This window comes from Collinsella aerofaciens (assembly GCF_040910265.1).
GTDB lineage: Bacteria > Actinomycetota > Coriobacteriia > Coriobacteriales > Coriobacteriaceae > Collinsella > Collinsella aerofaciens_BK.
In genome coordinates this window covers 1-24,390 of sequence record NZ_JBDGAW010000017.1, presented here as the reverse complement: position 1 = coordinate 24,390, position 24,390 = coordinate 1, and the positions used below count along the sequence as shown (strand labels likewise).

Sequence of the window (24,390 nt, the reverse complement as noted above, 5' to 3'; positions counted from 1 at the left end):
ACTGCGCGTCCTCAATAATCCGATAACCCCTTGCCCGGCGCGAATCCGGATAGCGCCGAGGCAGTACCGAACGTAAAACTTCATTTGATAGGAGCAAACATGAGTGTTGTTATGGCACGAATCGACAATCGCCTGCTTCACGGCATCATCGTGACGCAGTGGGCCCCGGTGTCGGGCGCGACCCGAGTCATGGTCATCGACGACAAGGTCGCCGGCGACGAGGTCCTGAAATCCACTATGAGGATGGCGCGCCCCGCGGGCATGGCCGTCTCGATCATCTCCGAGGAGACCGCGCTCAAGAACTTCGCGGCGGGCAAGTACGACCGCGAGAAGGTCTTTGTCATCGCCAAGGAGCCCGAGACGATCCTTCACCTGGTCGAGTCGGGCATCGAGCTCCCGTCGCTGATCGTCGGCGGCTCGCTCGTCAAGGAGGGCGGCGTCCAGCTCACCCAGCGCGCCTATGCCTCCGCCGAGAACGTCCAGAGCTACAAGGCGCTCATCGCCCGCGGCGTCAAGGTGACGGCACAGTTCGTGCCCGCCGACAAGCCCGTCTCCGTCGCCGACCTCATCTAAGGAGGGATCATGGTCAACTTCACTATCCTGCAAGTCGTCCTTTTGACCCTGCTGGCCTTCATCAAGCACGTGGACTACTACGGCATCCCGATGATCTTCGTCAACTATGCCGTCTTCTGGGGCCTTATCACCGGCGTCGTCATGGGCGACTGGCAGACCGGCCTCGTCATCGGCGGCACCATCCAGCTCATGCAGCTCGGCGTCGCGGGCTTCGGCGGCTCGTCGATTCCCGACTACGGCACGATGGCCATCATCGCCACCGCCTACGGCGTGACCCTGGGCGCGGACACGGGCCTCGCCATCGGCCTGCCGGTCGGCATGCTCGGCATCCAGCTCGACGTCATCGTCAAGATCCTCAACGGCTTCGTCGTCGAGAAGTCCCAGAAGTTCTGCGACGAGGGCAAGTTCAAGCAGATGAACGCCATCCTGTGGGTCTGCCCCGTGCTCTTCGGCCTGTGCGCCGCCCTGCCCGTCTTTGTCTCCGTGACCCTCGGCCAGCCCGCCGTCAACTGGCTCCTCGAGGTTATGCCCCAGTGGTTCCTTTCCGGCCTCACCCTCGCCGGCAAGATGCTCCCGGCCGTCGGCATCGCGATGCTGCTGCGTTACATGCCCACTGGCAAGTACTTCCAGTACCTGCTCGCCGGCTTCTTCCTCTCGGCCTTCCTGAACGTGCCCATCATCGGCGCCGCCATCGTCGGCGTTGCCCTCGCGATCGCGTTCTACCAGCGTGCCGAGAGGGACACCGAGCTCGCCGCCCACGCTTCCGCAGACGCCTTCATCGGAGAGGATGAGTAACCATGGAAAACGAGAACATCACCGCCGTCGCCGAGGGCAAGCCCTCCGGCTACAAGGTCACCAAGAAGGACCTGCGCAACGCGAACTGGCGCTGGCTCATGAGCGTGTGCACCTTCAACTACCAGACCCAGCAGGGCGCCTCAGTCGCCTACGCCCTCTCGCCGGTCCTGAGGAAGATCTACACGAACGACGAGGACTATAAGCAAGCGCTCAACAACCACTTCCGCTACTACAACACCCAGCCTTGGCTCGCCGCCATCATCCTCGGCGCCTGCGTGGCCATGGAGGAACGCGACGGCCTAGCGGCGGCGGACGCCGTCCAAGACCTGAAGATCGGCACCATGGGACCGCTCGCCGGCGTCGGCGACTCCCTGCTCATGACCATGATCCCGACCATCATGGGCTCCATCGCCGCCTACATGGCCATCGAGGGCAACCCCGTGGGAGCCGGCATCTGGTTCGCGCTCATCCTGGCCATCTTCTGGGTCCGCATGCACGCCCTCGAGTTCGGCTACAAGCAGGGCGTGAAGCTCGTCACCGACTTCAGCGAGAAGCTTCCCAACCTCACTGCCGCCGCCTCCGTGCTCGGCCTCACCGTGGTCGGCTGCCTCATCGCCTCGGTCATCGGCGTCACCTGCCCGATTAGCTTCAGCTTCGGCGACGTCTCGATGGAGATTCAGCCGCTGCTCGACAAGATCCTGCCTGCCATGATCCCCGCCGCCATCACGGGAAGCGCGTATTACCTTCTTACCAAGAAGAACGCGAGCATGACGGCCCTCATCCTCGTGGTGATCGTCCTCGCGATGGTCGCCTCCGCCGCCGGCATCCTTGCCTAGCTTCGACCCAAGAGATTGGTGAATCAATGAGAAAGATAGTTGTGGCGAGCCATTCCCTTCTCGCCCAGGGCTTCAAGGACACCCTCGAGTTCCTTACGGGTAAGAGCGACGCCGTCAACGCCGTGTGCGCCTACGTGAACGACAACGGCGAGGGGCTCGACGCGGCGGTCGAGGCGGCTCTTTCGGGCACTGACGAGGTCGTCGTCCTCACCGACGCGCTCGGCGGCAGCGTGAACCAGCGCTTCTCCCGCTTCGCCTCCGACCGGATCCACGTGATCGCGGGTGTCAACCTCCCGCTCGCCATGACGGTCGCGCTCGCGCGCCCCGACGAGAAACTCGACTTCGACGCCCTCGTCGACGAGGCGCGCCAGCAGATTGTCTACGTGAACGGTGCCAGTTCCGCCGAGTGCGAAGACGACGAATAGAGGAGGTCGACGATGAGAGAGTTCCTTAAGGACGTGTGGATGCACGGCGGTGAGGAAAGCCGCGCCATCACCCCCGAGAACATCACGGGCGAGAAGGGCCGTGCCGCCATGTCGGCCAGCCACCTCGGCGTCGGCCGCAAGGGCTCGTGCTGCGTGCCCCTTGAGTCCGGCGAGACCATCACGCTCGCGGACATCGAGGGCCCCGGCATCATCCGCCACATCTGGATGACCGTCCCCGACAAGACCGCCGCCGGCAGCTTCGTCATGCGCGACCTCGTGCTGCGCTTCTACTGGGACGACGAGGAGACCCCCTCGGTCGAGTGCCCTGTCGGCGACTTCTTCTGCAACGGCTTCGGTGAGCGCGCCATCGTCAACTCGATGCCCATCTGCGTGAACCCGACGGGCGGCATGAACTGCTACTTCGAGATGCCTTTCAGGAAGCACGCCAAGGTCACGCTTACGAGCGAGCACCCCGGGTTCATTAAGTACATCTTCTACACGTTCAACTACGCGCTCACCGACGTGCCGGACGACGCCATGTACTTCCACGCCCGTTTTAACCGCGAGCGCAGCACCCGCAGGGGCGTCGACTACACCGTGCTCGACGGCGTGCGCGGTAAGGGCTACTACGTCGGCACCTACATGGCCCTGTGCGCCCTGGAGCGCTATTGGTGGGGCGAGGGCGAGATGAAGTTCTTCCTCGACGGCGACGAGGAGTTCCCCACGGTCACCTCGACGGGAGCCGAGGACTACTTCGGCGGTGCCTGGGCCTTCCTCGACAGGCCGCCCCACGCGCTGCCCGAGGCGCAGTGCTTCAACACGCTGTTCGCCGGCTACCCGTACCGCTCGACGCGCGACGCCACGCGCGACCGCTTCAGCGCGGGCAAGCCGAACCCGAACCCGATGCTCGCGACCAACGACGACGCGCTGCCCAGGCACGGCCTCTACAGGTGGCACCTTCCCGACCCGATCTCGTTCAAGGAGGACCTGCGCGTGACGTTCCAGGACCTCGGCAACGACGACATCAAGCTCTACGAGCGCGAGGACGACATCTCCACCGTCGCCTACTGGTACCAAAGCGAGCCGCACGCCGTGCTCGCCCCGTTTGCCGCAAGGCAGGACCGCGTGCCCAGGTAGGGTCGCCTCGAAACAAGCCAACGTTATGGGCGCCCGCGGTTGACCATGACTGCGGGCGTCCCTTTGTAAGGAGGATCACATGAGCGAAAAGCAAATGAGGCTCGGCGCCCTCGAGGCCGGCGGGACCAAGATGGTCTGTGCCGTGGTGTCCGGCGACGGCGAGGTCCTCGACCGTATGGAGACCCCGACGCTTACGCCCGCCGAGACCGTCCCGCAAATGGTCGAGTGGTTCACCGCCCGCGATGTGGACGCGTTGGGCATCGGCGCCTTCGGCCCGACCTGCGTCGACCCCAACGATGAGCGCTACGGCTCCATCCTCCAGACGCCCAAGCTCGCGTGGCGAGGCTATGGTCTTCGCGCCGCGTTCGCCGACGCCCTCGGGATTCCGGTGGCCTACGACACGGACGTGAACGTTGCCTGCCTCGGCGAAGTGGTCTTCGGCTGCTGCAAGGGGCTCGAGGACGCCGTCTACGTGACCATCGGCACCGGCGTGGGCGCGGGCGTCATGTGCGCGGGCAGGCTCCTTCACGGCATGCTGCACCCCGAGGCCGGCCACATGCTGGTAAGGACCCGTCCCACCGAGGAGGGACGCTGCGTCTGCCCGAGCCACGCGAGCTGTCTCGAGGGCCTCGCCTCCGGCCCCGCCATCGCCGCGCGCTGGGGAAAGCCCGCGGCCGAGCTCGCGGACAACGATGAGGCGTGGGCGCTCGAGGGGGATTATCTGGGGCAGATGTGCGCGAACCTCGTGCTCATGTACTCGCCTCGCCGCATCGTCCTCGGCGGCGGCGTGATGCACCAGGAGCAGCTCTACGGCATCGTCCGCAAGAAGACCCTCGAATATCTGGGTGGCTACATCCAGACCGCCGAGCTTAAGGACATGGAGAGCTACATCTGCGCCCCGGGCTGCGGCGGCGACCAAGGAATCCTCGGCGCGGCCGAGCTGGCAAGAAGGACGCTCGCGTAACTTGCGCTCTCTCCGCCATACAACGCGTTAAGAAAAGACGAGCGCTTCTTGCCAATTGAGCGGCAAGAAGTGCTCGTCTTTTGCATTTTTGCCTCTCAAAATCTTATTTTCACGATTTGCATTTTCATCCCGTTGTCACCGACCCTTGCGAGAAACCGGAAAAAGCCGCTGACAGAAGGGTCTCTCAAATCGTTGTAGCCCAGCATATAGCCGCGACTTGTGACCTGCAGACGGCTGTCCCACGTGCCGATTTCCTTGGCGGCATCCGAAACCGCAAAATATGCCCCCACATCCTTGATTTTTGCAGTCTTAAGCCATGTTTTTGCGATTATCTTTACCGCCGTCCGATTGGCAGCATCAAAGACCAGCACACTTCCGGGGAAAGCGTCCGCCATCCCCCGCACCAGTTCCCGGACCTGCTGGGTCAGAAAGTAATAGAACACCCCGGAGGCAAAGAACACCGCCCCGCGGGAGGCATCGATTTTGCTAAACCATGCGGTGTCTTTCAGGTCGCAGGGGATATTTTGTTCTCGATCCCCGGCGGGCAGTAGCTGCTGCCGCAAGGCAATCACATCCGGGAAGTCCAGATTGTAGATCTTGCATCTACCGTTGTCGCAGGTTCTGCCGGTGTTGTCCAGCCCGCAGCCCAGATTGACTACCGCCGCATTGGGGTGGCCTTTCAGGTAATCCTGCACCTCGAAAGCAAGATCACTCTGCCGTGTGGCCACCTCCAGCGCACCAAAGCGCTGCATCAGGCTGCGGGAGTTTTTCTCTGCCTCTGAAAAGTCGTAGTCGATCTGGTCGAGCAGGCGAACCGCTGTTTCATCCCTGTAAAGGTTCGGGTACAACTCCGTACACAGCTTCCGGGAATACAGCGGGAGGATCAGCGTCTCCTGCACGGTGTTTTTCTCAATTTTACATTTCATAGGTTTCTTCCTCAGTGAATAAATACTGTCATAATTGCCGCCAGCACAGCCGCTATGACCGTCATGCCTATCGCCATGTGCAGGATAGATGCAAAAACGCCCGTGCTTGATGCCCTTACTTCCGCGCCGTGACGCAGAGCCACTTTTTCTTTTTGTGTATCTGCACCTCGTGAAAACCCGCCTGCTCCAGACATGCCTTTAATTCAATGTCCTTGTAGATGGTCATGCCGCCGATGATCTGCGTCCACCTCTCGTCCTTGTCCGTATCGCCATTGCTCTCGTTGCAGATAAGAATTGTCCCGCCCGGCTTCAGCACCCGCCAGACCTCACGGAAGCATCGGGGCAAATCAGGCCAAAAATAGACGGTCTCAAAGGCCGTGGCAGCATCGAAGTAGCTATCCTCAAACACCATATCCGCCACGCTGCCTTGCAGAACGGCGCAACGCCCCTCCTGAATTGCAACTCGGTTGAGCTTTCTAGCCTTCTCCACGCTGACGGGCGAATAGTCGATGCCCTTGACGACGCCATGCGGGCATTTTTCCAGCAGTCGTTTTATGTTCGCCCCGCCGCCGCAGCCGCAATCCAGCACCTTGGCGTTTGGCGCAAGTCGTAGAAATCGAAGTCCCCACCGCGCCACAGGGCTGTGGCCCAGGTTCATCATGGCAACCATAAGTTTTCCACCGAGGCCCACGGGCTTGCGGGTGTTTTCAAAGAACGACATCTGGCCCCTCCGATTTCGTGCATTCCGCATAGGTCAACGGGAACGAGGCCTTCAGCACCGCGCTTTTCTGCACCGCCCAGCCGTTTTGACGCAGGAAACGTAGGTATTCCTCGCTTGTCCACCTGCTGTGGAGGGGGAATCCCGCCATACTCATGAAAAGGGCTTTTGCCTTGCCGGAAACCGAGTTTCCCGCGTGGGTGAAGGTTGGCGCGATGAGCATGCCGTCGTCCTTCAGCACCCGCCTGATTTCTTGCAGGGCCTTTTCCGGATGCGGCACTATGTGAAGCGCGTTGGACGCGATCACCACTTCGAAGGACTTCTGTGCATAGGGCAGGCGGAACATATCTTGTACGGAAAAGTGCAGCTTTGCGGATTGATTGTCCCGCTTTGCTTCAAGGATCATCTTTGCAGAAGCGTCTGTAGCCTCGATGTGCGCCGCCGCATTCACGATGTTCTTTGCGATAAGCCCCGTGCCGGTGGCAACCTCCAGTACGGTTTTTGCTTTCACTACCGGCCGGATAAGCCCATACATCTTCTCATACGCCGCCCGGTCCTTTCGCATGAAACGGTCGTACCGACCGGCATTCTTGTCCCAGAAGCCCTTGCGTTCGTGCATGGCTATCGCCCCCAAACAGTTAGAGCCATCTAACTATAACACACGAATCATGCAGTAAGATAAGGCTAATCTCATTTTCTTGGCTAAGACGCATCTCTTCGGTTTTCGCTTATAGCGGCGCGAGTCAGATACTAGGCTGGAACTGAAGAAGGAGCTTGGCGGACAGGTAGGTCGATACCGGTTCCCGGAACGGTGATCCAGCCAATTACACCAGGGCTCTAGTTATTGAGTGGGAATAGAAAATTCCTTAGTTATGGGGGCATAAATTTGATTTCCTTCAGGATAAACCCCATGACTATATGAATTGACCTGCTGACTCCAATGAAGATTGGAGGGTAACGGCCAGGGGCGACGGCCCGGCGAGTGTTATTTTGCGAGCTATGCGCATTGAAAGCGACCTTTCGTGGTATAAACTACTTGCCGGAAGCCGCGGCTTTCAGAGTACGGCTTACGTGTACGTTTAACCTCCGTGGGCGACGGGGTGCCGCAAGGCGTAGAATATCGCCCACCTGTAGGGGCCTGCAGCGATGCGGGCCCCGCTTCGTATGAAGGGGCGTAACCGATGAAGATCGTATCCATCTCCCAGGACTTCTTCGACCTCGTCGATGGCGACCGTGAGCTCATGCTTAAGCGCGACCGCCCCTGCATCGTGGTGGTGAGGCTGCGTTTCCGCGGCAAGCGCAGGGACTTCGCCGTGCCGCTGCGTTCCAACATCGCCCCCAACGTGCCCAAAGACCAGTACTTTGCGTTGCCACCCCGTCCCACGACGCGCCCCGGCTGCCGCCACGGCATCCACTACATCAAGATGTTCCCCATAACCAAGGTCTACCAGCGCCGCTTTAGGACCGAGGGCTCGGCCTACTACGAGACACTTCAGCGCATCATCGACGGCAACACCAAGCGCATTGTCTCCGAGTGCCAGGCATACCTCGACCGCTACGAGCACGAGGGAAGGCCTCGCTTTGCCGTCGACATCGACTGCATCGTGGGGCTGCTGGAGGGCGAGAAGTAGGGCACCTCGGCTCAGTCTCGAGCCATACAGAGTCGCTCCGCATTTTTGAACGCCGCGTGTGCGTCCCAAATACTTGAGAAACAAGCTGTGAAGTGCGGTGGCGCGCCCGTGCCCGTGCATAGCCGTCACCATCAGCGTCTACGCGGCGTCGGCTTCAAGTGGAACTGGCGCCGCTGCTGTATATGGTTTGCCTTGCTGCAAATGGCGATCAATGCCCACGATGCTTCTGCTTGCGCTTCAGCTTTCGCTGCTCGAAGCGCGCCTCCGCCTCATCCGTGCGACGCTGGCTTCTTGCTTGAGCCGACTCCCGTTTCATCGCTTCCCGCTGTGCCGCGAGAGCCTGCTGCGCCTTGGTGCTCATCGCTGGCTGCTTGAGGGCTTTCGCCGCCTCGCGAGCGCGCCGCTTGGGGTTCTTCGCGGGCTTGCTTGCCTCAGCCGGTTCGCCACCGAAGAACGAGAGCTTCTCCCATTTGCCGACAACGAATTGCAAAATCTCCTCATCGGACGGTTCTGCGCCGAAGACGATGCGGGTGACGCCGTATTTGCCGTCCTCGACATGCTCCGCCAGCCCGACCCAGAATTGGCCGTCGTGATATACGGTCAGGGTGGACGACACGCTGATCTGCATGGTTGGTTCCTCCTTTATGTAGATGACCATGCAGAGAAGGGACAACCAAGGAGGCAGGTTACTGATGCGGACTAGCGCACGCCCACGACTACCCGACGGGGACTGTGTTTTCATCTCTGGTGGTTGGATTGTAGCACGCGCGGACGCGCCCCGACATTGCTGCCGACATGGCGCGACCGAGATTCGCTCCTTATCGGTTTCGAAACTTAAAAAATATTCGAGTTTCGAAACCGAGAGGGAGCGGATGACGGCATGGGTGGACCGCGCTACGTGCATGGAGCGGCTCTGGGCGCTCGAGGGCGCCCAGAGCCGCCTCTTCATCGACGAGGTGCAGCTGCGCGAGGGCTTTGAGATGGCAAGTAACAGCATTCGCGCACGTGGCGGGTGGATATCTGGCTCACGGCGAACTGGCGCCAGGTGCGCGACGGCTGGCGCGCCGACGCGCCCGCGGACGGCATTCCGGCCGCGCGGAGGTTCCGGGCGTGCCGGAGGAGCTGGCGAGGCTGCTCGCGGAAGAGAAGGAAGAGGGCACCGAAGACGGCGACCGCAAGGTCAAGGAAGATTGGGGTGACGTCGATGAAGAGGCTTGGTAGGTTCCTCAAGGCGGTGCTAAAGGTCACGCTGGGCTTATTCGTCTGGCTGTTCCACGCCGTGTTCAAGTGGGTGATGTAGTAAGAGGCGGGCAATTGCCCTCCTCTTTTTCTTGGTTTCTAATCTTCCTGATCGTCGATGAGCCAGCAGTCGGTTCCGTCCGTGAGCAGCGTCCTGGCTGTCCGGGATGCCGCTGCGATGCGTTCGATCTCGCCTTTTCGATCTTCGGCTTCGGACCTCAGTTTCGACTCTCCCGAGCGTAGGCTCGCGCGCATCTCGACCTTGGCCTCGAGGATCTGCTCCTTTGCGGCGGCTCTTGGCGTCTGGGAGACCAGCCTTTTGAGGACGTTCCCCCGGGCGCCGCGAGGAAGCGCGATGGGCGCCCCTTTCATGCCCCCGATCTTCATCTCCATGAGAGCCGCGAGGGTCTGCCTCTTTTTCAGGAATCCCTGAGATTTGTCGAGTATCCGCTGCTCTTCGATGAGGGCGCTGCGGTCGTCCATGCTGCCGTCGTAGTACATGCGCGTCATTGCGAGCGCCGACAGGGCCTGGAGGCACATGCCGAACTGGGCCTCGTAGGATTGGATCTCTTTAAGCAGCGGTTCGAGGTTCTTCTCGCGTTCGGCGGTGCCCCTGACCTCGTCTTCGACGCCGGCGAGCTGCTCGGTAATCCAATCGATTACCTGACCGACATCGTTGTACCTGCTCTCGATCTCGTTTCTTGCCGCCTGGCGCGCCTCGGCGGGCTTTTGGAGGTAATCGTCGTGTAAGGCTGCGTAGGTTCTGGCGATGTCCAGGGCGTTTTTGACCTTCGCCTTCTGATCGCCGGCGATCATGGAGGCGATCGATTCCAGCTTGGCGTCGATGCGCTGGAGGCTGTCGCCGATTTCGGTCATGTACGCCTGGCCGACAACCATTGCCGCCGCGGCAAGGCCGATGCTGGCGATCTGCGCGGGGCTGACCCCGGTGGCTTTGAGAGAGACGTCGCCGCTCAGACGACCCTTTGGGTCTCGGACGAGGGCTCTCACCGCTTCCGGATCCTTCTTCGAGGCGACGAGGTCCTTGAGGCTGTAGCCTTCGGGGACCTCGACTTTGTAGAGTTGCTTTCCCTCGACGAGGTCTATGACGTCCGAGGCGAGGCCGAGAAAGGCGTCCGCCCGCTCTCCGATGCCGGCGTTGTTCTCTTTGCTCGCATTGGTGTTCGCGATGACCTTGATACCGTCGAGGTCATCGATCGCAACAACTTCGACGCTAATCGGCGCAAGCTCTTTATCGCTCATGCTCTTAGTGCCTATCTCGCCTCATCGGAGCGTGCCAGAACGTCCCATTTGTTGTACGAGCTCTCGGCCTGAAGATCCCTGACGAGGGCCTCATGGCGGCTCTCGAGGTCTTTCTCCTCACACGGAAAGAGCAGGATCATCATGGGTCTTTTGAACTTGAAGTCGGCGTAGACATCGACGTTGCCGAAACCGCAAAGCTGGGCGTATATGCTGAAGCCCATGGATTTGCCGCAACCGACATAGACGTCCTCGTAGGCGGAAGGATCTTTCTCTCGTGCCGATTTCATCGTGACAACAGCGTAGCAGCCGGCGATTGCCATGTACCCATCGCTGAGGTCGGCTTCGCTGGAGACGTTGTTCTCAAAGTTCTCGAAGAACTCTTTCGCGGAGATCGGCGGAAGCGAGCTTGCCACGGCCTTCTTGCGGGCTTCCTCGAGTGTCTTTTGCTGCTCCTTCCTATCTTTGATTGCCTGGCCTTTTGAAAGGAATGAGTCCCTGGCTTCTCCGAGGCTATTCGCTGCCTGCTTTCCCCTCTGCTGTCCCCAGTCAATCAGAGCGGGCCCGTATTTGTCCACGGCGGGTTCAACGAAGGGCAGGACGTCCTTTCCGATGTCGATAACCCTTTTGACGTCTTGCAGCTTTATCTTTCCCAATTGCGCACCTCTGTTCATGGACAACCGGAAGCTTATCGAGAAGCAGCCGGCAGCGTCTTGTTTCTATCAAGTGCGTAAATTATCTCACCACATGCAAAACCCCTTGCCGAGATATATCGGCAAGGGGTCGAAGGGCCATATTTGGTTGTAGTTTCGATCTGCAACTCCTAATCTCGTTCGTCGTCGCCGGCTGCGCAGCAGGCGTAGGCCGTGTGCGTGAGGAGCCCCATGAGGAGCCCTATTCCGAAGAACGCGAATCCCACCCCTTTACCTCCTTCGCGTAGACCACGGTGCGCGAGTTGCTTGTCTGGTAGCTGCAGGTGACGAAGGCCCAGGCTTGGGCGATGTCTTTCGGTTCTTCCAGGACGACCTCGCATCGGGACAATTTGTCCCCGAGGTAGGAGTCGGGCGCCGCCACGTCTGCGAAGTCGGTTCGCTTGTCCTCCGAGCTCGCGTCCACCACGTCCACTGCGAAGACCTCGAGCTCGATTTCTTCGTCGCGGGTGTAGACACAGATGGTGCGGTGCGCCTCGGTGAAGGTGCGCGAAGAGTACTGCGCGAGCGGTGCGAACATGGTGCCGTCGGACATGTGGCGCCCGTAGGCGATGACGAGCGGGCTATCGACGCCCTGCGCGCACCCGGCGTCGAAGCATCGGACTGCCGCCCTTGCATTTACATGTGGCTGCTGCGCCTCATTTTTGAGAGCTATCAGCTAAACGGGCGACTTTCCGAAAAGGAAGGGCTCATCTTCTAATTGCACCAACGTCCCAGATCGCGAACTCACACGTCGCGATGGATTGCGCGTTACTCGCCGCCTGTCTGCGCCACCGAGAGCAGAGCTCCCAAATCGGCCTGGATCGCCTCTGCCTTGCTTCCAAGCTGCAGCGGAGCCGAGTCGCCCGAGATGTTTACGCTCAACAGATGCGCATCCGGCAGCTTTGCGGTCATGCTCCAGAACGGGAGCGTGATGATGCCGGGGGTCATCTCGCCCACGCCGAGCTCCAGCAACAGCACGCGGCTACTACCGCGCTCGCGCACGAAGCGCTCGTATCGCCCGAGGCCCTCGCGCCATGCCGCACCCTGCAGAAACGTGTCGTCGCGCACCCACGGCACAAGCTGCCAGCCGCAGTGCGGGCATCGGGGGACATCCTCGCTTCGGATTTCGAACCCCGCCATGCCCGCAAGCATACGCTCGACGTAGGGACTCGCGTCGAAGAGCTCGTCGCAGCATGGCTGTTTGCATTGAAGGTGTGCGAAGCTTCCCTGGTAGTTGCAGGTTCTCTCGGCGGGAAACGTCTTCTCGACCTGGGTGTCCACGTTGGTGCTCAGGATGAAGTAGTCCTTGTTGCCGATGAGGGACCGTAGGTCGAGATAGGGCTGCGAGGCCGGCTCGCGCAGCATGAAGTCGATGTATCGCGCGTAGTAGGCCCATTGCTGCTCGAGGCTGGGGTAGAGGTGGTAAAAACCGTCGAAAAGGCTCTTGAAGCCAAAGGCTTGCTGCCAGTCCGCCATTCCTGCGCGCGCCATGCCCGCGCGGTTGTAATGGTTGAACCCGGCGGCGCTCGACATGCCCGAGCCGATGCCGACGATGATGGCGTCGGCATCGTCGATAAGGCTTCGAAGTCTACGCGCTTCTCTTTCTAGGGGTGGCATCGGGCGATCTCCTCGAAAGCCGGAACCATATCGCCGTCGACGAGAATCGTCTCGCACGATGCATCGGGTGCCATGGTCTGGCTGTAGTTGAATACGATGTAGGTGGCGTGCTCGCAGGCGTTCGCGATCTGGGCGAGCATGCGCTTTATGACGCCGTTGCGCAGCCCCACGCCAAGTTCGAGGATGGCGACCCTGCCGTTGCGATGGGTGCGCACAAGGCACTCGAGCTTCTCGAGCTGGGCTGTGGCGAGGGTGTCTGGATGGGCGAGACGCCGCTCGTCGACCGACGTGCGTATGCTCCCCTCCGTCTCGAGAACGCGGTTCTCGTCGAACCCAGCGCGCGCGAAGTGCCCGTCGATATTGCACGTGATCACGAAGGTGTCGGCGTGCTCCGTAAGATGCCGCAGTCCGTTCATGAGCGAGCTGGGCTTATATTCGAGATATTCCTTTTGATGAAACCGCTCGGCCCATCGGCGTCGCACGCCGGCATCCGGGGAGGCGAGCCTCTGCAGTATGCAGCCGATACCGTCGGTCTGGGCGAGGTCCCCGTACGCCTCCCAAAAATGATCATCGGCGCGGAAGAGGTTGAGCCCCTCCGCCATGTCGAGTCCGTTGCTGGCGCCGATGATGACAAGATCCGCCTCGGCTAGCGCCCTGCCTATGCGAACTGCTTTCGCCGTCTCCATGCGCTACCTCCCCAGCGTCTTGCGCACGTCGGCGAGCACGTCGGCGATATCGGCGCGAACGGCAAGCCCTCGATCCTCGATCGCGCGGGGGAGAAACTGCGTCTTGTTGTTTACGGCGATGTAGCTGGCTTGCGGTAACTGCGCCGTGAGGGCCCAGAACGGCTCCTGGATAAACGCAGGCGTGATGCGACCCACGCCCAGCTCGAGGAAAAGAATCTTCTGATGCGCGTGCGCGTCAAGCCAGTCGGACGCCTTGCGGTACTGTTCCTCGTAGAGTTCGCCCTGCAAAAAGTTACCGTAGCCGCGAACCCAGGGGAACGCTTCGGCCCCGCAGTGCGGGCAGCGCGGCACGAGCTCTGTTGGAACCTCTAGGTCGTCTCCCATGGCCTCGATCATGCGGGAGACGGGCTCGGTCGCATCCCATACGTCATCGGTGCAGCAGCGGGAGCACTGGAAGAAGCGGTGGTCGCCCTGGATCTCCGCTACCTTCTCCCAAGGGTAGATCTTTACGAACTGCGTGTCCTGGTTGGTGGTGAGCACAAAGAAGTCCTTCTCGGCAAGAATAGCGTCGAGGTCCTTGTAGGGCTGGCGCAGCGGGGCGTTGAGCGTGGTGTCGAGGAAGGTGGCAAGATAGCCCCAGCGCGCCTCGGCGGTGGGCCAGCGATAGAACGACCCCTCGAAGGCCCCCTTGAAGCCATAGCGCTCGGCGAACTTGCCGAAATGTCTGCGATAAGTCGCGTTGTCCTCGTAGTAGAAGTCACCGCCGCCCGCCGCGGAGAGCCCGGAGGCCCCGCCCACCAGCACGCAATCGGCTTCCTCGATCATGCGGGCAAACGTTTCGATTTGCTGGTCGTAGGGCTCGGGCTCGCGGGCACTCAGCTCATAGGGCGTGCCGCCGGTGCGGTAGGCGGCCTGATGGGAAAACGATCGGTTGGTGAGCTCGATAACGAGCTGCTCGTACTGAGTCACTGGATACCTTCTTTCAGCTATTATAAACAGATGTCTATAAAAAGTATCCATGTCGATTTGCTTAAGAGCAATGAACAGCTTCGGCCTGCTGTCGATAAACGAGCGTTTGCCGGGCATTGTCGAGCGTTGCAATTGGAGGGGTAATGGAAACGGGGAAGATAGACCGTCGCCGACGCTATACGCTCTCGGTCATACGGGAGGCGTTCTTCGCGCTGCTGGCCGAGGTCGGCTTCGCGAAGATGACGGTGGCGGATATCTGCCGCCGCGCCGATATCAACCGCGGCACGTTCTATCTGCACTACGAGGATAAGTTCGCGCTACTCGATGCACTTATCGACGAGGCCCTGGCGGCGGCGCCGCCGCTCGAGGGAACGGAGGCGGGCGCCCTCTGCCAGCGGCCGCCGGCAAACGATGACTATTATCTGCTCTACTCGGATGACGACGCGTACGCCCGGGTGGCACAGCACGTCGTCGAGCGCGGCGCTGAGCAGATGGTTCCCTCGATCATGGAGGAGACTGGGCTTTCGCGCGAGGACGCCTACCTGCTCTTCGTCCACAACGTCCAGGGAAATCTCGCGGTCAACCGCCTGCTCGGTTGGAGGCGGAGACCCGAGTTCGCCCACGCCCAGGAGCTGCTCAGCGCCTATTCCGAAGGGGGCATGCGGGCGGTATCGGCCCCTTGCAGATTAATCGCGAATTAGAACATGATGGCGTCGTCGGCCGTGAAGGCATCGAGGGATCCCTGCTTGACCTGAATGCAGACGTATGTGATCCCCGAGTCGGACGCGGCGCGGAACTGACGATGCGCAGCGGGGGAAATGCGCAGCCAGTCGCCGGCCGCAAGCTCGATATCCTCACCGTCGATCGTGACCGAGCCTGCGCCCTCGAGCACGCCATAGATCTCCTCGTTTTCCTTGTGTGCATGGACGAACGGAACGCCAGCGCCGGCGGGAAGACTGTTGATACTCACCTCTGCCCCGGTAAGCCCGAGCACCTCGTGCAGCTCAACGCGGCTCTCATTGCCGATGTGGGTCTTTGCATAATTAGCCATAATGGTTCCTCTCTTGGGGTTGATTTACCTTGCAGGCATCTCCTGCGTGAGATATATTCAACGCGAAAGCGCATGCAAATACGAGTACGCACATATTTGTAACTGCGTGCCTTTTTGTGAAACCGGTATGGTCAAGGAGGTTTGGTCTCCCATGATGGCGAAAGAGGAGCTTCCGGAGTGTCCGGTCGCAACGGCGGTAGCGCTCATTGGCGGCAAGTGGAAACTGCTCATTATTCGTAACTTACGCGTACGCCCTTGGCGTTTCAACGAGTTGCGCCGCAACCTGGAGGGGATCTCTCAGAAGGTGCTTACCGACAGCCTGCGGCAGATGGAGGATGATGGGCTGGTCTTTCGCCATGACTATGGCGAGAATCCTCCCCGCGTTGAGTATGGCCTTACCGAGCTCGGCCGCCAGATGATGCCCATCATGGACTCGCTGGCAGACTTCGGCGCTTATTACAAGACAATTGTTTCGTAGCAGGCACATCGCTTAGGGGGGGCGGAGCGCGGCGACGAGTACGATGGCAGTTCTCCCGTGAGGTGCCGTCGCTTTCGCAGAACGTTGGTGGTGTATAGGCAACTGTAGACAAAGTGCTCGGACTCGGGTCCGAACGTCCCCTCCAGCGACCCGCTCGTGCAGCTCGTCGCTGCTACGCGGTATCCCTCTTACAAAACCGCAGGTTAGTGCATTCGAGTTACTCGAAGTCAAGTCTAATTGATGGCTCGGCTGGACGCTAGATAGCCGTCATATGTTCCGACAAGCATGACGACATATGCATTGTCATGCTTGTCGGGAATTCGCTTGCATTCAAATCGTCGTCGTGAGCAGGGTGCCCAAATCGGCCCGTATCGCCTGAGGCCCTCGCGCCACGCCGCGCCCTGCAGAAACGTGTCGTTTCGCACCCACAGCACGAGTTGCCAGCCGCACTGCGGGCATCGGGGGACGTCCTTGCTGCGGACCTCGAAGCCCGCACTGTCCACGTGGTTGTAATGATTGGCGTGAAGGCGGCCGTTGGAAAGAGGCTCATTTCTGTGGGGAAGAATCTTCTCGGTGAGTAAGGCTCGTCGGAGCGGGGATGGATCTTTGTCTGCGAGGTACGAAATGCTGGCTAGCGGTTGCGACGCCTTGTTGCGGAAATGCCAACTGCTACAACTACACCACCGGCAACACTCAGGGCAACTGCCATCGCACCGTTGTCGCCCGTCGCGGGTAGGGTGGTCCCGGCTGGTTTAACCGCCGCTACTGCCTTGGCGGAAACGGGATTTGCCGCGGGCTTTTCTGCCTCGGGCTGCGGTGTGGGCTCGGGCTTGGTTTCCGGTTCGGGTTTTACCTCTGGGTTCGGTTTAACGTCAGGGCTGGGCTCGGGATCGGTCACGTCGGTTGCAATCAATTGCACGTCGCTGTCGAAGACGCAGCGGATGTAGTAGTCGTGCCGCGTTTCGCGCATAATCCCCTGGCCGCTATCGTAGTCACGGTCAACGTGTGTGCCAAGGAGGGTTGAGCTGGCGAGGTTTAGTCTATAAGGGATTTGGTCGTCGGCGTAGCCGCCTGTAAAGACTACGGTTGCTCTTACGTGATTGTCGATCATGGTCAGCGTAATAGAGACGCTGGCTTCTTTGGGGTTCTCGGTTTTTATAAGGCTTTTGGTATCGGTGTCGACCTTGAAGAGGTGGATGGTGTCGTTAGGCCCGTAGCCGAAATCCTCGGGTTTGTCGGGGAAGTCGTATACAAACGCCTCATTCTGGACCAACATGAAGGCAGGAGGGAGCTCCAAGTCATAGTTATGGTCGACAACGGTGGTAGCTGTGAAGTTGCCGTCCGTGTTGGCTTCGCTGCGGGTGATGGGCGTTGCAGCATCGGGTTCGGGCGTTTCGGCCGCTAGTGCCGAATTGGGTAGCAAGAGCTGCCCTGACACAAGAATAATCGCTCCGAAGGCGACTGCTCTAACGCCCACATGACGCTTGACGCTGCGGATAAACGAGCTGGTTCGATCGTTCTGGGTTTGTGGTGCATGCTGTCCATACATAAGGCGCTCCTTGTTCGTAGGCCGGTTTCCGCGGATCTATATTGCGCCTGGCCGATGCGGCTAGGCTCTTTCACGCGAACGCTTACGCGAGCAGGGAGAAAGCTCAAGTTAATTTTCCCACAGGCGATACTTTGCGAGCAACGATTTGCTGTTCAATTCTCGGAGAGAGTCAAGACAGTCGAGGAGTTATCAGGCAATGAGATTATGTCTAGAGAGCACGAACGAGAGATGTGGTCTGCGGACGACTGAATAGCTCCATCTGTTTTGGTTACAACGAAATGTGTGCCGCGCGCCTGCGGCATGAAGGAGGGAGATTCCTATGAATATCGTTGTATTGAGTGGTAGCCCGCGTAAGGGCGCCAATACCGATACCATGGTCGAGGTGTTTGCCGAGACTGCGCGTGAGGGCGGCAATACGGTCGAGGTCGTCCGCGTTGCCGGCAAAAAGATCGCTGGTTGTCTGGGATGCCAGTACTGCTTTACCCATGAGGGCACCTGTGTGCAGAAGGATGACATGGCCGATGTGATCGAGTCGTTGAAGGGCGCCGATATGGTTGTCTTCGCTTCGCCTATCTACTGGTTTGATATCACTGCGCAGGAGAAGGCCGCCATCGACCGCCTGTACGCCTTCGGTGCTACGGGCTTCCCGTTCACCAAGACGGCCCTTTTACTCGATAGCCACAGCGAGGGTGTCTATGACGCGGCGATCGCCATGTACAAGTCAACCTGCGCATACTGCAAGTGGGAGGACCAGGGCATTGTCACCATTAGCGGCATGACCGAGCGCGACAGCATGGCATCGTCGCCCAAGTTGGAAGAGGTGCGAGAGCTCGCTCGCAAGCTGGCGTGAGAGTGCACTTCTGCGAGCAAATGGTAAAAGAAAGGGCCCTGGAGTGCAGTTAATCGCGCCCCGGGACCCTTTCTTTTACGGATTTGTGGCGGTACGACTCCCGCGGTTTTAACCAATCGCGTTAGTCAAACAGGCTCGGCATGTCGTTTTCTTTCATGAGGGCACCGGCAGAGGGGAGGCTCTGCGCGGTGAACTTCTCGGCCGAGACGCCGGCGCCAAGAATCTCCTCGGTCGTGCCGACGGTGGTGACCGAGCGGCCCTTCTTGGCCGTAAAGGCCTGGACGCCCTGCGTGTTGGTGGTCGTCTTGGTCTTGAGCAGCGACGTGTTGAAGTTCATCAAACGATAGTCGCTCGAGACCAGCGCGAGGTCGCGATCTTCCTTGAGCACCTGGGCATACAGCAGCTTGCTGCCGCCGTAGATGGCGTTCTTGAGGCGCTTGCGGTTGGTCTTGGTGACGTATCCAGAAAGCGCGACGCGGACCACGCGGCCGTTCTCAAAGACGAACAGCACGTCGGCCTTATAGTCCTCGGGGTCGATGACCCAGATGACACTCTCGTCGGGTTCCATCTCAAGATCGGTGGGCAGGTACGAGCCCAGCTGGGCCGACTTGGTGTCCTCAAACGCTGCAACCTTGCACTTGTACACCTGGCTCTTGTTGGTAAAGACCAACAGCTCGTGGGTGTTGGAGGACGGGAACTCGATAAAGGGTTTGTCGCCGTCCTTGTACTTGAGCGTGGTCGCCTTCTTGAGCACGCGGTCCGTCATCTTCTTAAGGTAGCCATCGCGCGAGAGCATGATGGTGACCGGGTATTCCTCGACCTCGGGCTCCAAGCTTACCTCGATAACCTCATGGGGCTCGATCCTGCCCGTGCGGCGCGGCATCACGTACTTCTTGTTGACCGCGGCCAGCTCGTCGCTGATGACCTTCTTGATGTTCTCCTCGCTGGAGAGGATCTCCTCAAGCTCGGCAATCTCGCCCTCGAGCTTGGCAATGTCCTTGGTGCGGTTGAGGATGTACTCCTCGTTGATGTTGCGGAGCTTGAGCTCGGCAACAAACTCGGCCTGGGTCTCGTCGATGTCGAAACCCTTCATAAGGTTGGGCACGACCTCGGCCTCGAGCTTGGTGCCGCGGATGATGGCAATCGCCTTGTCGATGTCGAGCAGAATTGCCTCAAGGCCGTGCAGCAGGTGCATGCGCTCGGACTTTTTGCCCAGGTCAAAGTTAATGCGGCGGCGCGTGGACTCAATACGCCACTTGACCCACTCGTGCAGGATCTGGCGCACGCCCATAACGCGGGGATAGCCGTCGACCAGCACGTTAAAGTTGCACGAGAACGAATCCTGCAGCGTGGTCGAGCGATAGAGCTTCGCCATGAGCTTGTCGGGGTCGACGCCGCGCTTAAGGTCGATAGCGATGCGCAGACCCGAAAGGTCGGTCTCGTCGCGAATGTCTGCGATCTCCTTGACCTTGCCCTCTTTGGAGAGCTTGACGATGCGCTCGATAATGACATCGGTCTTGGTGGTGTAGGGGATCTCGTAGACCTCGATGATGCGCTCTTCGGGAATCCAGCGCCAGCGGGAGCGGATCTGGAAGCTGCCCAGGCCGGTCTCGACGATCTTCTCCATCTCCTCGCGGCGGTAGATGATCTCACCGCCGGTGGAGAAATCGGGCATGGGCATATATTCGAGCAGGTCGCAGTCGGGATCCTGCAGGTAATGCATTGTGGCGGTACAGACCTCGTTGAGGTTGAAACCGCAGATATCGGATGCCATGGCGACGCCGATGCCCTTGTTGGCCGAGACGAGGATGTTGGGGAACGTGGTGGGCAGCAGGCGCGGCTCCTTCATGGCGCCGTCGTAGCTGTCGACGAAGTCGACCGGGTCCTTGTCGATGTCCTTGAAGATCTCGGCGCTGATGGGGGAGAGCTTGGCCTCGGTATAACGCGAGGCGGCGTAGCTCAGGTCGCCCGAATAGTATTTGCCAAAGTTGCCCTTCGACTCCACGAAGGGGGCAAGCAGCGCCTCATTGCCGGTTGCCAGACGCACCATCGTCTCGTAGATCGCGGCATCGCCGTGCGGGTTGAGCTTCATGGTCTGGCCCACGATGTTGGCGCTCTTCTGGCGCTCGCCCTTGAGCAGACCCATCTTGTACATGGTGTAGAGCAGCTTGCGGTGCGAGGGCTTAAAGCCGTCAATCTCGGGGAACGCACGCGAGACGTTGACGCTCATGGCGTAGGGCATGTAGTTGACCTCGAGCGTCTGCGTGATCGGCTGGTCGGTGACCTCGGAGTGCAGGCCGATGACGTTCTCGGCGTTGACCTGCTTTTTCTTTGGCTGGTTCTTCGTCTTCTTCTTTGCCACGATTTCCTCTTGAACTTCTTATGGGCCGTCGTTATCGATTTGCTGCTATTGCAGGTCCAACTGGTCCAGGTATTCCTTGCCGTGCTCGGAGATATGGCGCTTGCGGCCCGCCTCGTCGTTGCCCAGCAACAGGTTGAACATGGTTTCCATCTTGGTGACGTCCTCGGGCTCCACCTTGATCAGGCGACGCGTCTCGGGGTTCATGGTGGTGAGCCACATCATGTCCGGGTCGTTCTCACCAAGACCCTTGGAGCGGTTGATCGAGCACTTCTGGTCGCCAATCTCCTTGAGGATGCCGTTTTTCTCGAGCTCGGTGTAGGCAAAGTAGGTCTTCTCTTTGCAGTTGATCTCGTAGAGCGGCGACTCGGCGATATAGACGTAGCCCTCGTCGATAAGCGTGGGCACCAGGCGGTAGAGCATGGTGAGTACGAGCGTGCGGATGTGGTAACCGTCGACGTCGGCGTCCGTACAGATGATGACCTTGTTCCAGTTGAGGTTGTCCAGGTCAAAGGCGCCAAGGTTCTTGATGCGCTTGTCCTTGATCTCCACACCGCAGCCCAGCACGCGCATGAGGTCCATGATGATGTCGGACTTAAAGATGCGCGGGTAGTCCTCCTTCAGGCAGTTGAGGATCTTACCGCGAACGGGCATAACGCCCTGGAACTCGGCATCGCGCGAGGTGCGGATGGCGCCTGCTGCCGAGTCGCCCTCTACGATGTAGATCTCGCGACGGTCCTTGTCTTTGGAGCGGCAGTCGATGAACTTCTGCACGCGGTTGGCCATGTCGGTCTTCTGTTGCAGATTGGTCTTGATGCTCTGGCGCGTCTTCTCGGCGTTCTCGCGCGAGCGCTTGTTGATGAGCACCTGCTCCATGATCTTGTTGGCGGCGTCTTTGTTCTCGATCAGATAGGTCGAGAGGCGCTCCTTAAAGAATGCCGTCATCGCCTGCTGGATAAAGCGGTTATTGATGGCCTTCTTAGTCTGGTTTTCGTAGGACGTCTGGGTGGAGAAGCAGTTGGTCACCAGCACCAGACAGTCCTGGACGTCCTGCCACTTAATGCCGCTCTCGTTTTTGTTGTACTTGCCCTGTTGCTTGATGTAGGCATCGATGGCGCTGGTCAGAGCACTACGGGCGGCCTTTTCGGGCGAACCGCCGTTCTCGAGCCATGACGAGTTGTGGTAGTACTCCTGCATCATGAAGGTGCGCGAGAAGCACATGCACGCGGTGATCTTGACGTTGTAGTCGGGCAGGTCCTCGCGGTCGCGACCGCGGCGGTCGGCCTCGATAAAGAAGGGCTCGGTGAGGTAGTCGGCACCGACCTTCTCGAGCACATAGTCCTCGATGCCCTTGGGGTAGCAAAAGTCCTCTTCGGAAAACTCGCCATCGTCGCCCTCGATGCGCAGGCGGAAGGTAACGTTGGCGTTGACCACGGCCTGGCGGCGCATGGTCTCGCGATACCAATCGTGGGGGATGCTGATGGAGGTGAAGACCTCAAGATCGGGGCGCCACTTGATGGTGGTGCCGGTGCGGTTCTCGTCGCTGGGCTCAATCTCGAGCGCCTTCTTTTTGGCGCCGACGACCTTACCCTTCTTAAAGTGCAGAGAGTATTTGTTACCGTCACGCCAAACCGTGACGTCCATGTACTCAGAAGCGTACTGGGTCGCGCAGGAGCCCAGGCCGTTGGTGCCGAGCGAGAAGTCGTAGTTGCCGCCCTGGTTGTTGTTGTATTTGCCGCCGGCGTAGAGCTCGCAGAAGACGAGCTCCCAGTTAAAGCGTTTCTCGGAGGGGTTCCAGTCGAGCGGGCAGCCGCGGCCGTTGTCCTCTACCTGGATGGAGCCATCGCGAAAGGCGGTAAGGGTGATGAGCTTGCCGTAGCCCTGGCGCGCCTCGTCAACGGCGTTGGACAGGATCTCGAAGGCGGCATGCGCGCAGCCGTCGAGTCCGTCCGAGCCAAAGATGACGGCGGGGCGCAGACGTACGCGTTCCTCGTCCTTGAGCTGGCGGATACTGTCGTTACCATAGTTTGCGGTGTTTTTTGCCATACTCGCTCTCTTGGTGCTTCCTCTTGTGCATTTAAGTCGTATAGATAGTCAAGGTAGCATAGCCCGGCCCGCGGGCGATTCCACCTAACACGAAATCCATCGAACAATCGTTCGGAATTTGGTGCAACGGCGCTTACTCGGGCAAAACCGAGTCGGTTCTGTCCGAGTAAGTTTGAAGGCGGCTGAAGGGGCCCTATCTTGTTTGCGGCTGTTGGTTCAAATCGAACATTGGGACAGACGTCTCGTTTTATGGGCCGAGGGTATGCGAACCACGGCCCTTTTGGCCTGAAAGGGGATCTAACGGGGCGTTATTTGGGCCACGGGTCACTTCGCCTGCGCCGCTTTTCGTCATACGCTCATAGTGGAAGCCGATGCCACGGGGCCGACGAAAGCCTCGGGCAGCGGATGAGCTGCAAGCCGAAAGGAGCGGTGAGGATGATGAAGCCCATGACGAAAAAGCTGCTGTTAGGAATTCCCACCGTGACGCTTTCGGCCGTGCTGGCGTGTTCGGTGGCCGGCTGTGGCGGTGGTGCTCCGAGCGGCTCGGCTGGCAGCTCGGGCGGCAGTGCTCCCGTAGAGAAGAAGGCCAAGGCCTATGAGTCGCAGACGGTCGAGGTGGCTGGCATAACCTATGAGTCGGTAGCCCACGGTACGTTCTATCGCGGCGACGCTAAGCTGCAGGACGGCTTTTACCTGCACGTCAAGATCACCAACAACAACACAAAGAACAGGACGTTTAGCTCCTTTAACGTGCATGCTGCCCAGGGCGATCTTGAGGCAGGCGACCCGTTATTTACTTCCGGCAAGGCGGCCGTGCTCGACTACGTTGTAAGCGAGGCTCCCGATGAGCTTCACGAGGGCATCGACCTTTCCAAGAGGCAAGATATCGGTCCGGGCGAGACCGTTGAGTACGTGTATTTCTGGGCGCCCAAGACGGCGTACTACGGGCCCATCACTGTCGAGTTCGTAGACGCTTACGCCCCCGCCAAGAATCATGAGGCCATGCACTTTGACACCACGGGATGCGAGACCAAGGAGTTCAAGGCGGCCGGTGGCGTGGCCGATTCTGGCGAGAAGGCAGATTTAACAGGCATCGATTGCGCATCGTACAGTATCGAGGCCGCCGATGGGTACACGCTGGATTCGTCCAACGAAGAGCACGAAAAGGCAGACTTCTTCCATGACGAGACTGGAGGACGCCTGCACATCAGCATCTTCCCGCGCTCGCCGGAGGAAGAGGTCGCAAGCCTAGAGCAGGTCTTCGAAGGCAAGGAAACAACAACCGACCAGGTCGAGTACAACGGCATAACGTGGCTGCGTTTTACCGGCCCCGACAACGGCCATACGCTGTTTGCGACGGCTCCCGCAACGGGCGAGACCGTCCGCGTGTCGATTGGTTGGAAGATTGACTGGGATGCTGCCGTGCCCATGATGGAGGCGCTGAAGCTCAAGTAACGGATTGCGATCCCCACGTCAGGCGACTCGGGGCTGGCTTCGATTTATCGGGGCCAGCCCTTTTGGTTCAAGACTTTAGTCTGCTGGGCGCGCAGCGGCCAGCTTCAACCCACCCGCTATGCGGGTGGAGACAAACG

Annotated in this window: 25 protein-coding genes; 11 read left to right on the top strand and 14 right to left on the bottom strand. The window is 59.9% G+C overall.

What is annotated here, in order from left to right:
• The first annotated feature begins 99 nt into the window (after positions 1-99).
• The 6 genes from AB5Z14_RS07470 to AB5Z14_RS07445 all read left to right on the top strand — a co-directional run bounded on the left by AB5Z14_RS07470 (position 100) and on the right by AB5Z14_RS07445 (position 4,730).
• Positions 100-573, top strand: a complete 474-nt coding sequence (locus AB5Z14_RS07470) for a PTS sugar transporter subunit IIB (protein ID WP_117736586.1) — start codon at positions 100-102, stop codon at positions 571-573.
• Between the two features lie 9 nt (positions 574-582).
• Complete coding sequence (locus tag AB5Z14_RS07465; protein ID WP_195192560.1) at positions 583-1,368, top strand: PTS mannose/fructose/sorbose/N-acetylgalactosamine transporter subunit IIC; 786 nt, start codon at positions 583-585, stop codon at positions 1,366-1,368.
• A gap of 2 nt (positions 1,369-1,370) precedes the next feature.
• Positions 1,371-2,204 carry a PTS system mannose/fructose/sorbose family transporter subunit IID gene (locus AB5Z14_RS07460; RefSeq protein ID WP_117680463.1) on the top strand — a complete coding sequence of 278 codons (834 nt, stop codon included), beginning with the start codon at positions 1,371-1,373 and terminating at the stop codon, positions 2,202-2,204.
• Positions 2,205-2,230: 26 nt separating this feature from the next.
• Positions 2,231-2,629: a PTS sugar transporter subunit IIA gene (locus AB5Z14_RS07455; RefSeq protein ID WP_055287011.1), complete on the top strand. Its 399-nt coding sequence runs from the start codon at positions 2,231-2,233 to the stop codon at positions 2,627-2,629.
• A 12-nt stretch (positions 2,630-2,641) separates the two neighbouring features.
• Positions 2,642-3,766 (top strand): glycoside hydrolase family 172 protein, encoded by a 1,125-nt coding sequence (locus tag AB5Z14_RS07450; protein ID WP_172676343.1) that lies wholly within the window; start codon positions 2,642-2,644, stop codon positions 3,764-3,766.
• Between the two features lie 79 nt (positions 3,767-3,845).
• Positions 3,846-4,730, top strand: coding sequence for an ROK family protein (locus AB5Z14_RS07445; protein ID WP_368130936.1), 885 nt, complete (start codon positions 3,846-3,848; stop codon positions 4,728-4,730).
• Between the two features lie 95 nt (positions 4,731-4,825).
• Here AB5Z14_RS07445 and AB5Z14_RS07440 read toward each other — a convergent pair whose 3' ends face one another.
• From AB5Z14_RS07440 to AB5Z14_RS07430, 3 genes are all read right to left on the bottom strand, one after another.
• A complete protein-coding gene (locus AB5Z14_RS07440) occupies positions 4,826-5,656 on the bottom strand; it encodes a class I SAM-dependent methyltransferase (RefSeq protein WP_368130935.1) in 831 nt (276 codons plus the stop codon).
• Positions 5,657-5,771: 115 nt separating this feature from the next.
• Positions 5,772-6,377 (bottom strand): class I SAM-dependent methyltransferase, encoded by a 606-nt coding sequence (locus AB5Z14_RS07435; RefSeq protein ID WP_368130934.1) that lies wholly within the window; start codon positions 6,375-6,377, stop codon positions 5,772-5,774.
• On the bottom strand, positions 6,364-6,993 hold the full coding sequence (locus AB5Z14_RS07430) for a class I SAM-dependent methyltransferase (protein ID WP_368130933.1): 630 nt from the start codon (positions 6,991-6,993) through the stop codon (positions 6,364-6,366). Before AB5Z14_RS07430 ends, AB5Z14_RS07435 begins: the two co-directional genes overlap by 14 nt.
• Positions 6,994-7,555: 562 nt before the next feature.
• Between AB5Z14_RS07430 and AB5Z14_RS07425 the strand changes: the two genes are divergently transcribed.
• Entirely contained in the window at positions 7,556-8,005 is a 450-nt protein-coding gene (locus tag AB5Z14_RS07425; protein ID WP_368130932.1) for a hypothetical protein, read from the top strand.
• 208 nt (positions 8,006-8,213) lie between these two features.
• Here AB5Z14_RS07425 and AB5Z14_RS07420 read toward each other — a convergent pair whose 3' ends face one another.
• The 7 genes from AB5Z14_RS07420 to AB5Z14_RS07390 form a co-directional block, all read right to left on the bottom strand.
• Positions 8,214-8,633: a YjdF family protein gene (locus AB5Z14_RS07420; protein WP_368130931.1), complete on the bottom strand. Its 420-nt coding sequence runs from the start codon at positions 8,631-8,633 to the stop codon at positions 8,214-8,216.
• A gap of 710 nt (positions 8,634-9,343) precedes the next feature.
• Complete coding sequence (locus tag AB5Z14_RS07415) at positions 9,344-10,504, bottom strand: hypothetical protein (protein ID WP_368130930.1); 1,161 nt, start codon at positions 10,502-10,504, stop codon at positions 9,344-9,346.
• An 11-nt stretch (positions 10,505-10,515) separates the two neighbouring features.
• Entirely contained in the window at positions 10,516-11,157 is a 642-nt protein-coding gene (locus tag AB5Z14_RS07410) for a hypothetical protein (protein ID WP_368130929.1), read from the bottom strand.
• A 238-nt stretch (positions 11,158-11,395) separates the two neighbouring features.
• Positions 11,396-11,746 (bottom strand): class B sortase, encoded by a 351-nt coding sequence (locus tag AB5Z14_RS07405; protein WP_497496123.1) that lies wholly within the window; start codon positions 11,744-11,746, stop codon positions 11,396-11,398.
• Positions 11,747-11,961: 215 nt separating this feature from the next.
• Entirely contained in the window at positions 11,962-12,810 is an 849-nt protein-coding gene (locus AB5Z14_RS07400; RefSeq protein ID WP_368130928.1) for an SIR2 family NAD-dependent protein deacylase, read from the bottom strand.
• Positions 12,798-13,412, bottom strand: a complete 615-nt coding sequence (locus AB5Z14_RS07395; protein WP_368130927.1) for an SIR2 family NAD-dependent protein deacylase — start codon at positions 13,410-13,412, stop codon at positions 12,798-12,800. The genes AB5Z14_RS07400 and AB5Z14_RS07395 overlap by 13 nt, the downstream gene beginning before the upstream one ends.
• 87 nt (positions 13,413-13,499) lie before the next feature.
• Positions 13,500-14,465 carry an SIR2 family NAD-dependent protein deacylase gene (locus AB5Z14_RS07390; protein WP_368130926.1) on the bottom strand — a complete coding sequence of 322 codons (966 nt, stop codon included), beginning with the start codon at positions 14,463-14,465 and terminating at the stop codon, positions 13,500-13,502.
• A gap of 143 nt (positions 14,466-14,608) precedes the next feature.
• Here AB5Z14_RS07390 and AB5Z14_RS07385 point away from each other — a divergent pair, with 143 nt between their 5' ends.
• Positions 14,609-15,166, top strand: a complete 558-nt coding sequence (locus AB5Z14_RS07385) for a TetR/AcrR family transcriptional regulator (RefSeq protein ID WP_368130925.1) — start codon at positions 14,609-14,611, stop codon at positions 15,164-15,166.
• On the opposite strand, the gene AB5Z14_RS07380 is transcribed toward AB5Z14_RS07385, so the two are convergent.
• Positions 15,163-15,516 carry a cupin domain-containing protein gene (locus tag AB5Z14_RS07380; RefSeq protein WP_117803810.1) on the bottom strand — a complete coding sequence of 118 codons (354 nt, stop codon included), beginning with the start codon at positions 15,514-15,516 and terminating at the stop codon, positions 15,163-15,165. The genes AB5Z14_RS07385 and AB5Z14_RS07380 overlap by 4 nt on opposite strands.
• A gap of 151 nt (positions 15,517-15,667) precedes the next feature.
• Between AB5Z14_RS07380 and AB5Z14_RS07375 the strand changes: the two genes are divergently transcribed.
• Positions 15,668-15,994: a winged helix-turn-helix transcriptional regulator gene (locus tag AB5Z14_RS07375; RefSeq protein ID WP_117803809.1), complete on the top strand. Its 327-nt coding sequence runs from the start codon at positions 15,668-15,670 to the stop codon at positions 15,992-15,994.
• A 631-nt stretch (positions 15,995-16,625) separates the two neighbouring features.
• On the opposite strand, the gene AB5Z14_RS07370 is transcribed toward AB5Z14_RS07375, so the two are convergent.
• Positions 16,626-17,543 carry an LPXTG cell wall anchor domain-containing protein gene (locus tag AB5Z14_RS07370; RefSeq protein WP_368130924.1) on the bottom strand — a complete coding sequence of 306 codons (918 nt, stop codon included), beginning with the start codon at positions 17,541-17,543 and terminating at the stop codon, positions 16,626-16,628.
• 319 nt (positions 17,544-17,862) lie between these two features.
• Between AB5Z14_RS07370 and AB5Z14_RS07365 the strand changes: the two genes are divergently transcribed.
• On the top strand, positions 17,863-18,393 hold the full coding sequence (locus tag AB5Z14_RS07365) for a flavodoxin family protein (RefSeq protein ID WP_368130923.1): 531 nt from the start codon (positions 17,863-17,865) through the stop codon (positions 18,391-18,393).
• A gap of 121 nt (positions 18,394-18,514) precedes the next feature.
• Here AB5Z14_RS07365 and AB5Z14_RS07360 read toward each other — a convergent pair whose 3' ends face one another.
• Together AB5Z14_RS07360 and AB5Z14_RS07355 are read right to left on the bottom strand one after the other, a co-directional pair.
• Positions 18,515-20,755 carry a DNA gyrase subunit A gene (locus AB5Z14_RS07360; protein ID WP_368130922.1) on the bottom strand — a complete coding sequence of 747 codons (2,241 nt, stop codon included), beginning with the start codon at positions 20,753-20,755 and terminating at the stop codon, positions 18,515-18,517.
• A gap of 45 nt (positions 20,756-20,800) precedes the next feature.
• Positions 20,801-22,798, bottom strand: a complete 1,998-nt coding sequence (locus tag AB5Z14_RS07355; protein ID WP_368130921.1) for a DNA gyrase/topoisomerase IV subunit B — start codon at positions 22,796-22,798, stop codon at positions 20,801-20,803.
• A gap of 435 nt (positions 22,799-23,233) precedes the next feature.
• On the opposite strand from AB5Z14_RS07355, the gene AB5Z14_RS07350 reads away from it, so the two are divergent.
• Positions 23,234-24,253 (top strand): hypothetical protein, encoded by a 1,020-nt coding sequence (locus AB5Z14_RS07350; RefSeq protein ID WP_368130920.1) that lies wholly within the window; start codon positions 23,234-23,236, stop codon positions 24,251-24,253.
• The last annotated feature ends 137 nt before the right edge of the window (positions 24,254-24,390 follow it).

Coding starts and splice junctions, on each gene's coding strand:
- AB5Z14_RS07380 (WP_117803810.1), bottom strand. CDS start 15,516: ATGGCTAATTATGCAAAGACCCACATCGGCAATGAGAGCCGCGTTGAG.
- AB5Z14_RS07465 (WP_195192560.1), top strand. CDS start 583: ATGGTCAACTTCACTATCCTGCAAGTCGTCCTTTTGACCCTGCTGGCC.
- AB5Z14_RS07415 (WP_368130930.1), bottom strand. CDS start 10,504: ATGAGCGATAAAGAGCTTGCGCCGATTAGCGTCGAAGTTGTTGCGATC.
- AB5Z14_RS07440 (WP_368130935.1), bottom strand. CDS start 5,656: ATGAAATGTAAAATTGAGAAAAACACCGTGCAGGAGACGCTGATCCTC.
- AB5Z14_RS07355 (WP_368130921.1), bottom strand. CDS start 22,798: ATGGCAAAAAACACCGCAAACTATGGTAACGACAGTATCCGCCAGCTC.
- AB5Z14_RS07435 (WP_368130934.1), bottom strand. CDS start 6,377: ATGTCGTTCTTTGAAAACACCCGCAAGCCCGTGGGCCTCGGTGGAAAA.
- AB5Z14_RS07350 (WP_368130920.1), top strand. CDS start 23,234: ATGATGAAGCCCATGACGAAAAAGCTGCTGTTAGGAATTCCCACCGTG.
- AB5Z14_RS07470 (WP_117736586.1), top strand. CDS start 100: ATGAGTGTTGTTATGGCACGAATCGACAATCGCCTGCTTCACGGCATC.
- AB5Z14_RS07445 (WP_368130936.1), top strand. CDS start 3,846: ATGAGCGAAAAGCAAATGAGGCTCGGCGCCCTCGAGGCCGGCGGGACC.
- AB5Z14_RS07395 (WP_368130927.1), bottom strand. CDS start 13,412: ATGGCGGAGGGGCTCAACCTCTTCCGCGCCGATGATCATTTTTGGGAG.
- AB5Z14_RS07430 (WP_368130933.1), bottom strand. CDS start 6,993: ATGCACGAACGCAAGGGCTTCTGGGACAAGAATGCCGGTCGGTACGAC.
- AB5Z14_RS07460 (WP_117680463.1), top strand. CDS start 1,371: ATGGAAAACGAGAACATCACCGCCGTCGCCGAGGGCAAGCCCTCCGGC.
- AB5Z14_RS07405 (WP_497496123.1), bottom strand. CDS start 11,746: ATGTCCGACGGCACCATGTTCGCACCGCTCGCGCAGTACTCTTCGCGC.
- AB5Z14_RS07385 (WP_368130925.1), top strand. CDS start 14,609: ATGGAAACGGGGAAGATAGACCGTCGCCGACGCTATACGCTCTCGGTC.
- AB5Z14_RS07375 (WP_117803809.1), top strand. CDS start 15,668: ATGATGGCGAAAGAGGAGCTTCCGGAGTGTCCGGTCGCAACGGCGGTA.
- AB5Z14_RS07370 (WP_368130924.1), bottom strand. CDS start 17,543: ATGTATGGACAGCATGCACCACAAACCCAGAACGATCGAACCAGCTCG.
- AB5Z14_RS07455 (WP_055287011.1), top strand. CDS start 2,231: ATGAGAAAGATAGTTGTGGCGAGCCATTCCCTTCTCGCCCAGGGCTTC.
- AB5Z14_RS07400 (WP_368130928.1), bottom strand. CDS start 12,810: ATGCCACCCCTAGAAAGAGAAGCGCGTAGACTTCGAAGCCTTATCGAC.
- AB5Z14_RS07450 (WP_172676343.1), top strand. CDS start 2,642: ATGAGAGAGTTCCTTAAGGACGTGTGGATGCACGGCGGTGAGGAAAGC.
- AB5Z14_RS07365 (WP_368130923.1), top strand. CDS start 17,863: ATGAATATCGTTGTATTGAGTGGTAGCCCGCGTAAGGGCGCCAATACC.
- AB5Z14_RS07420 (WP_368130931.1), bottom strand. CDS start 8,633: ATGCAGATCAGCGTGTCGTCCACCCTGACCGTATATCACGACGGCCAA.
- AB5Z14_RS07425 (WP_368130932.1), top strand. CDS start 7,556: ATGAAGATCGTATCCATCTCCCAGGACTTCTTCGACCTCGTCGATGGC.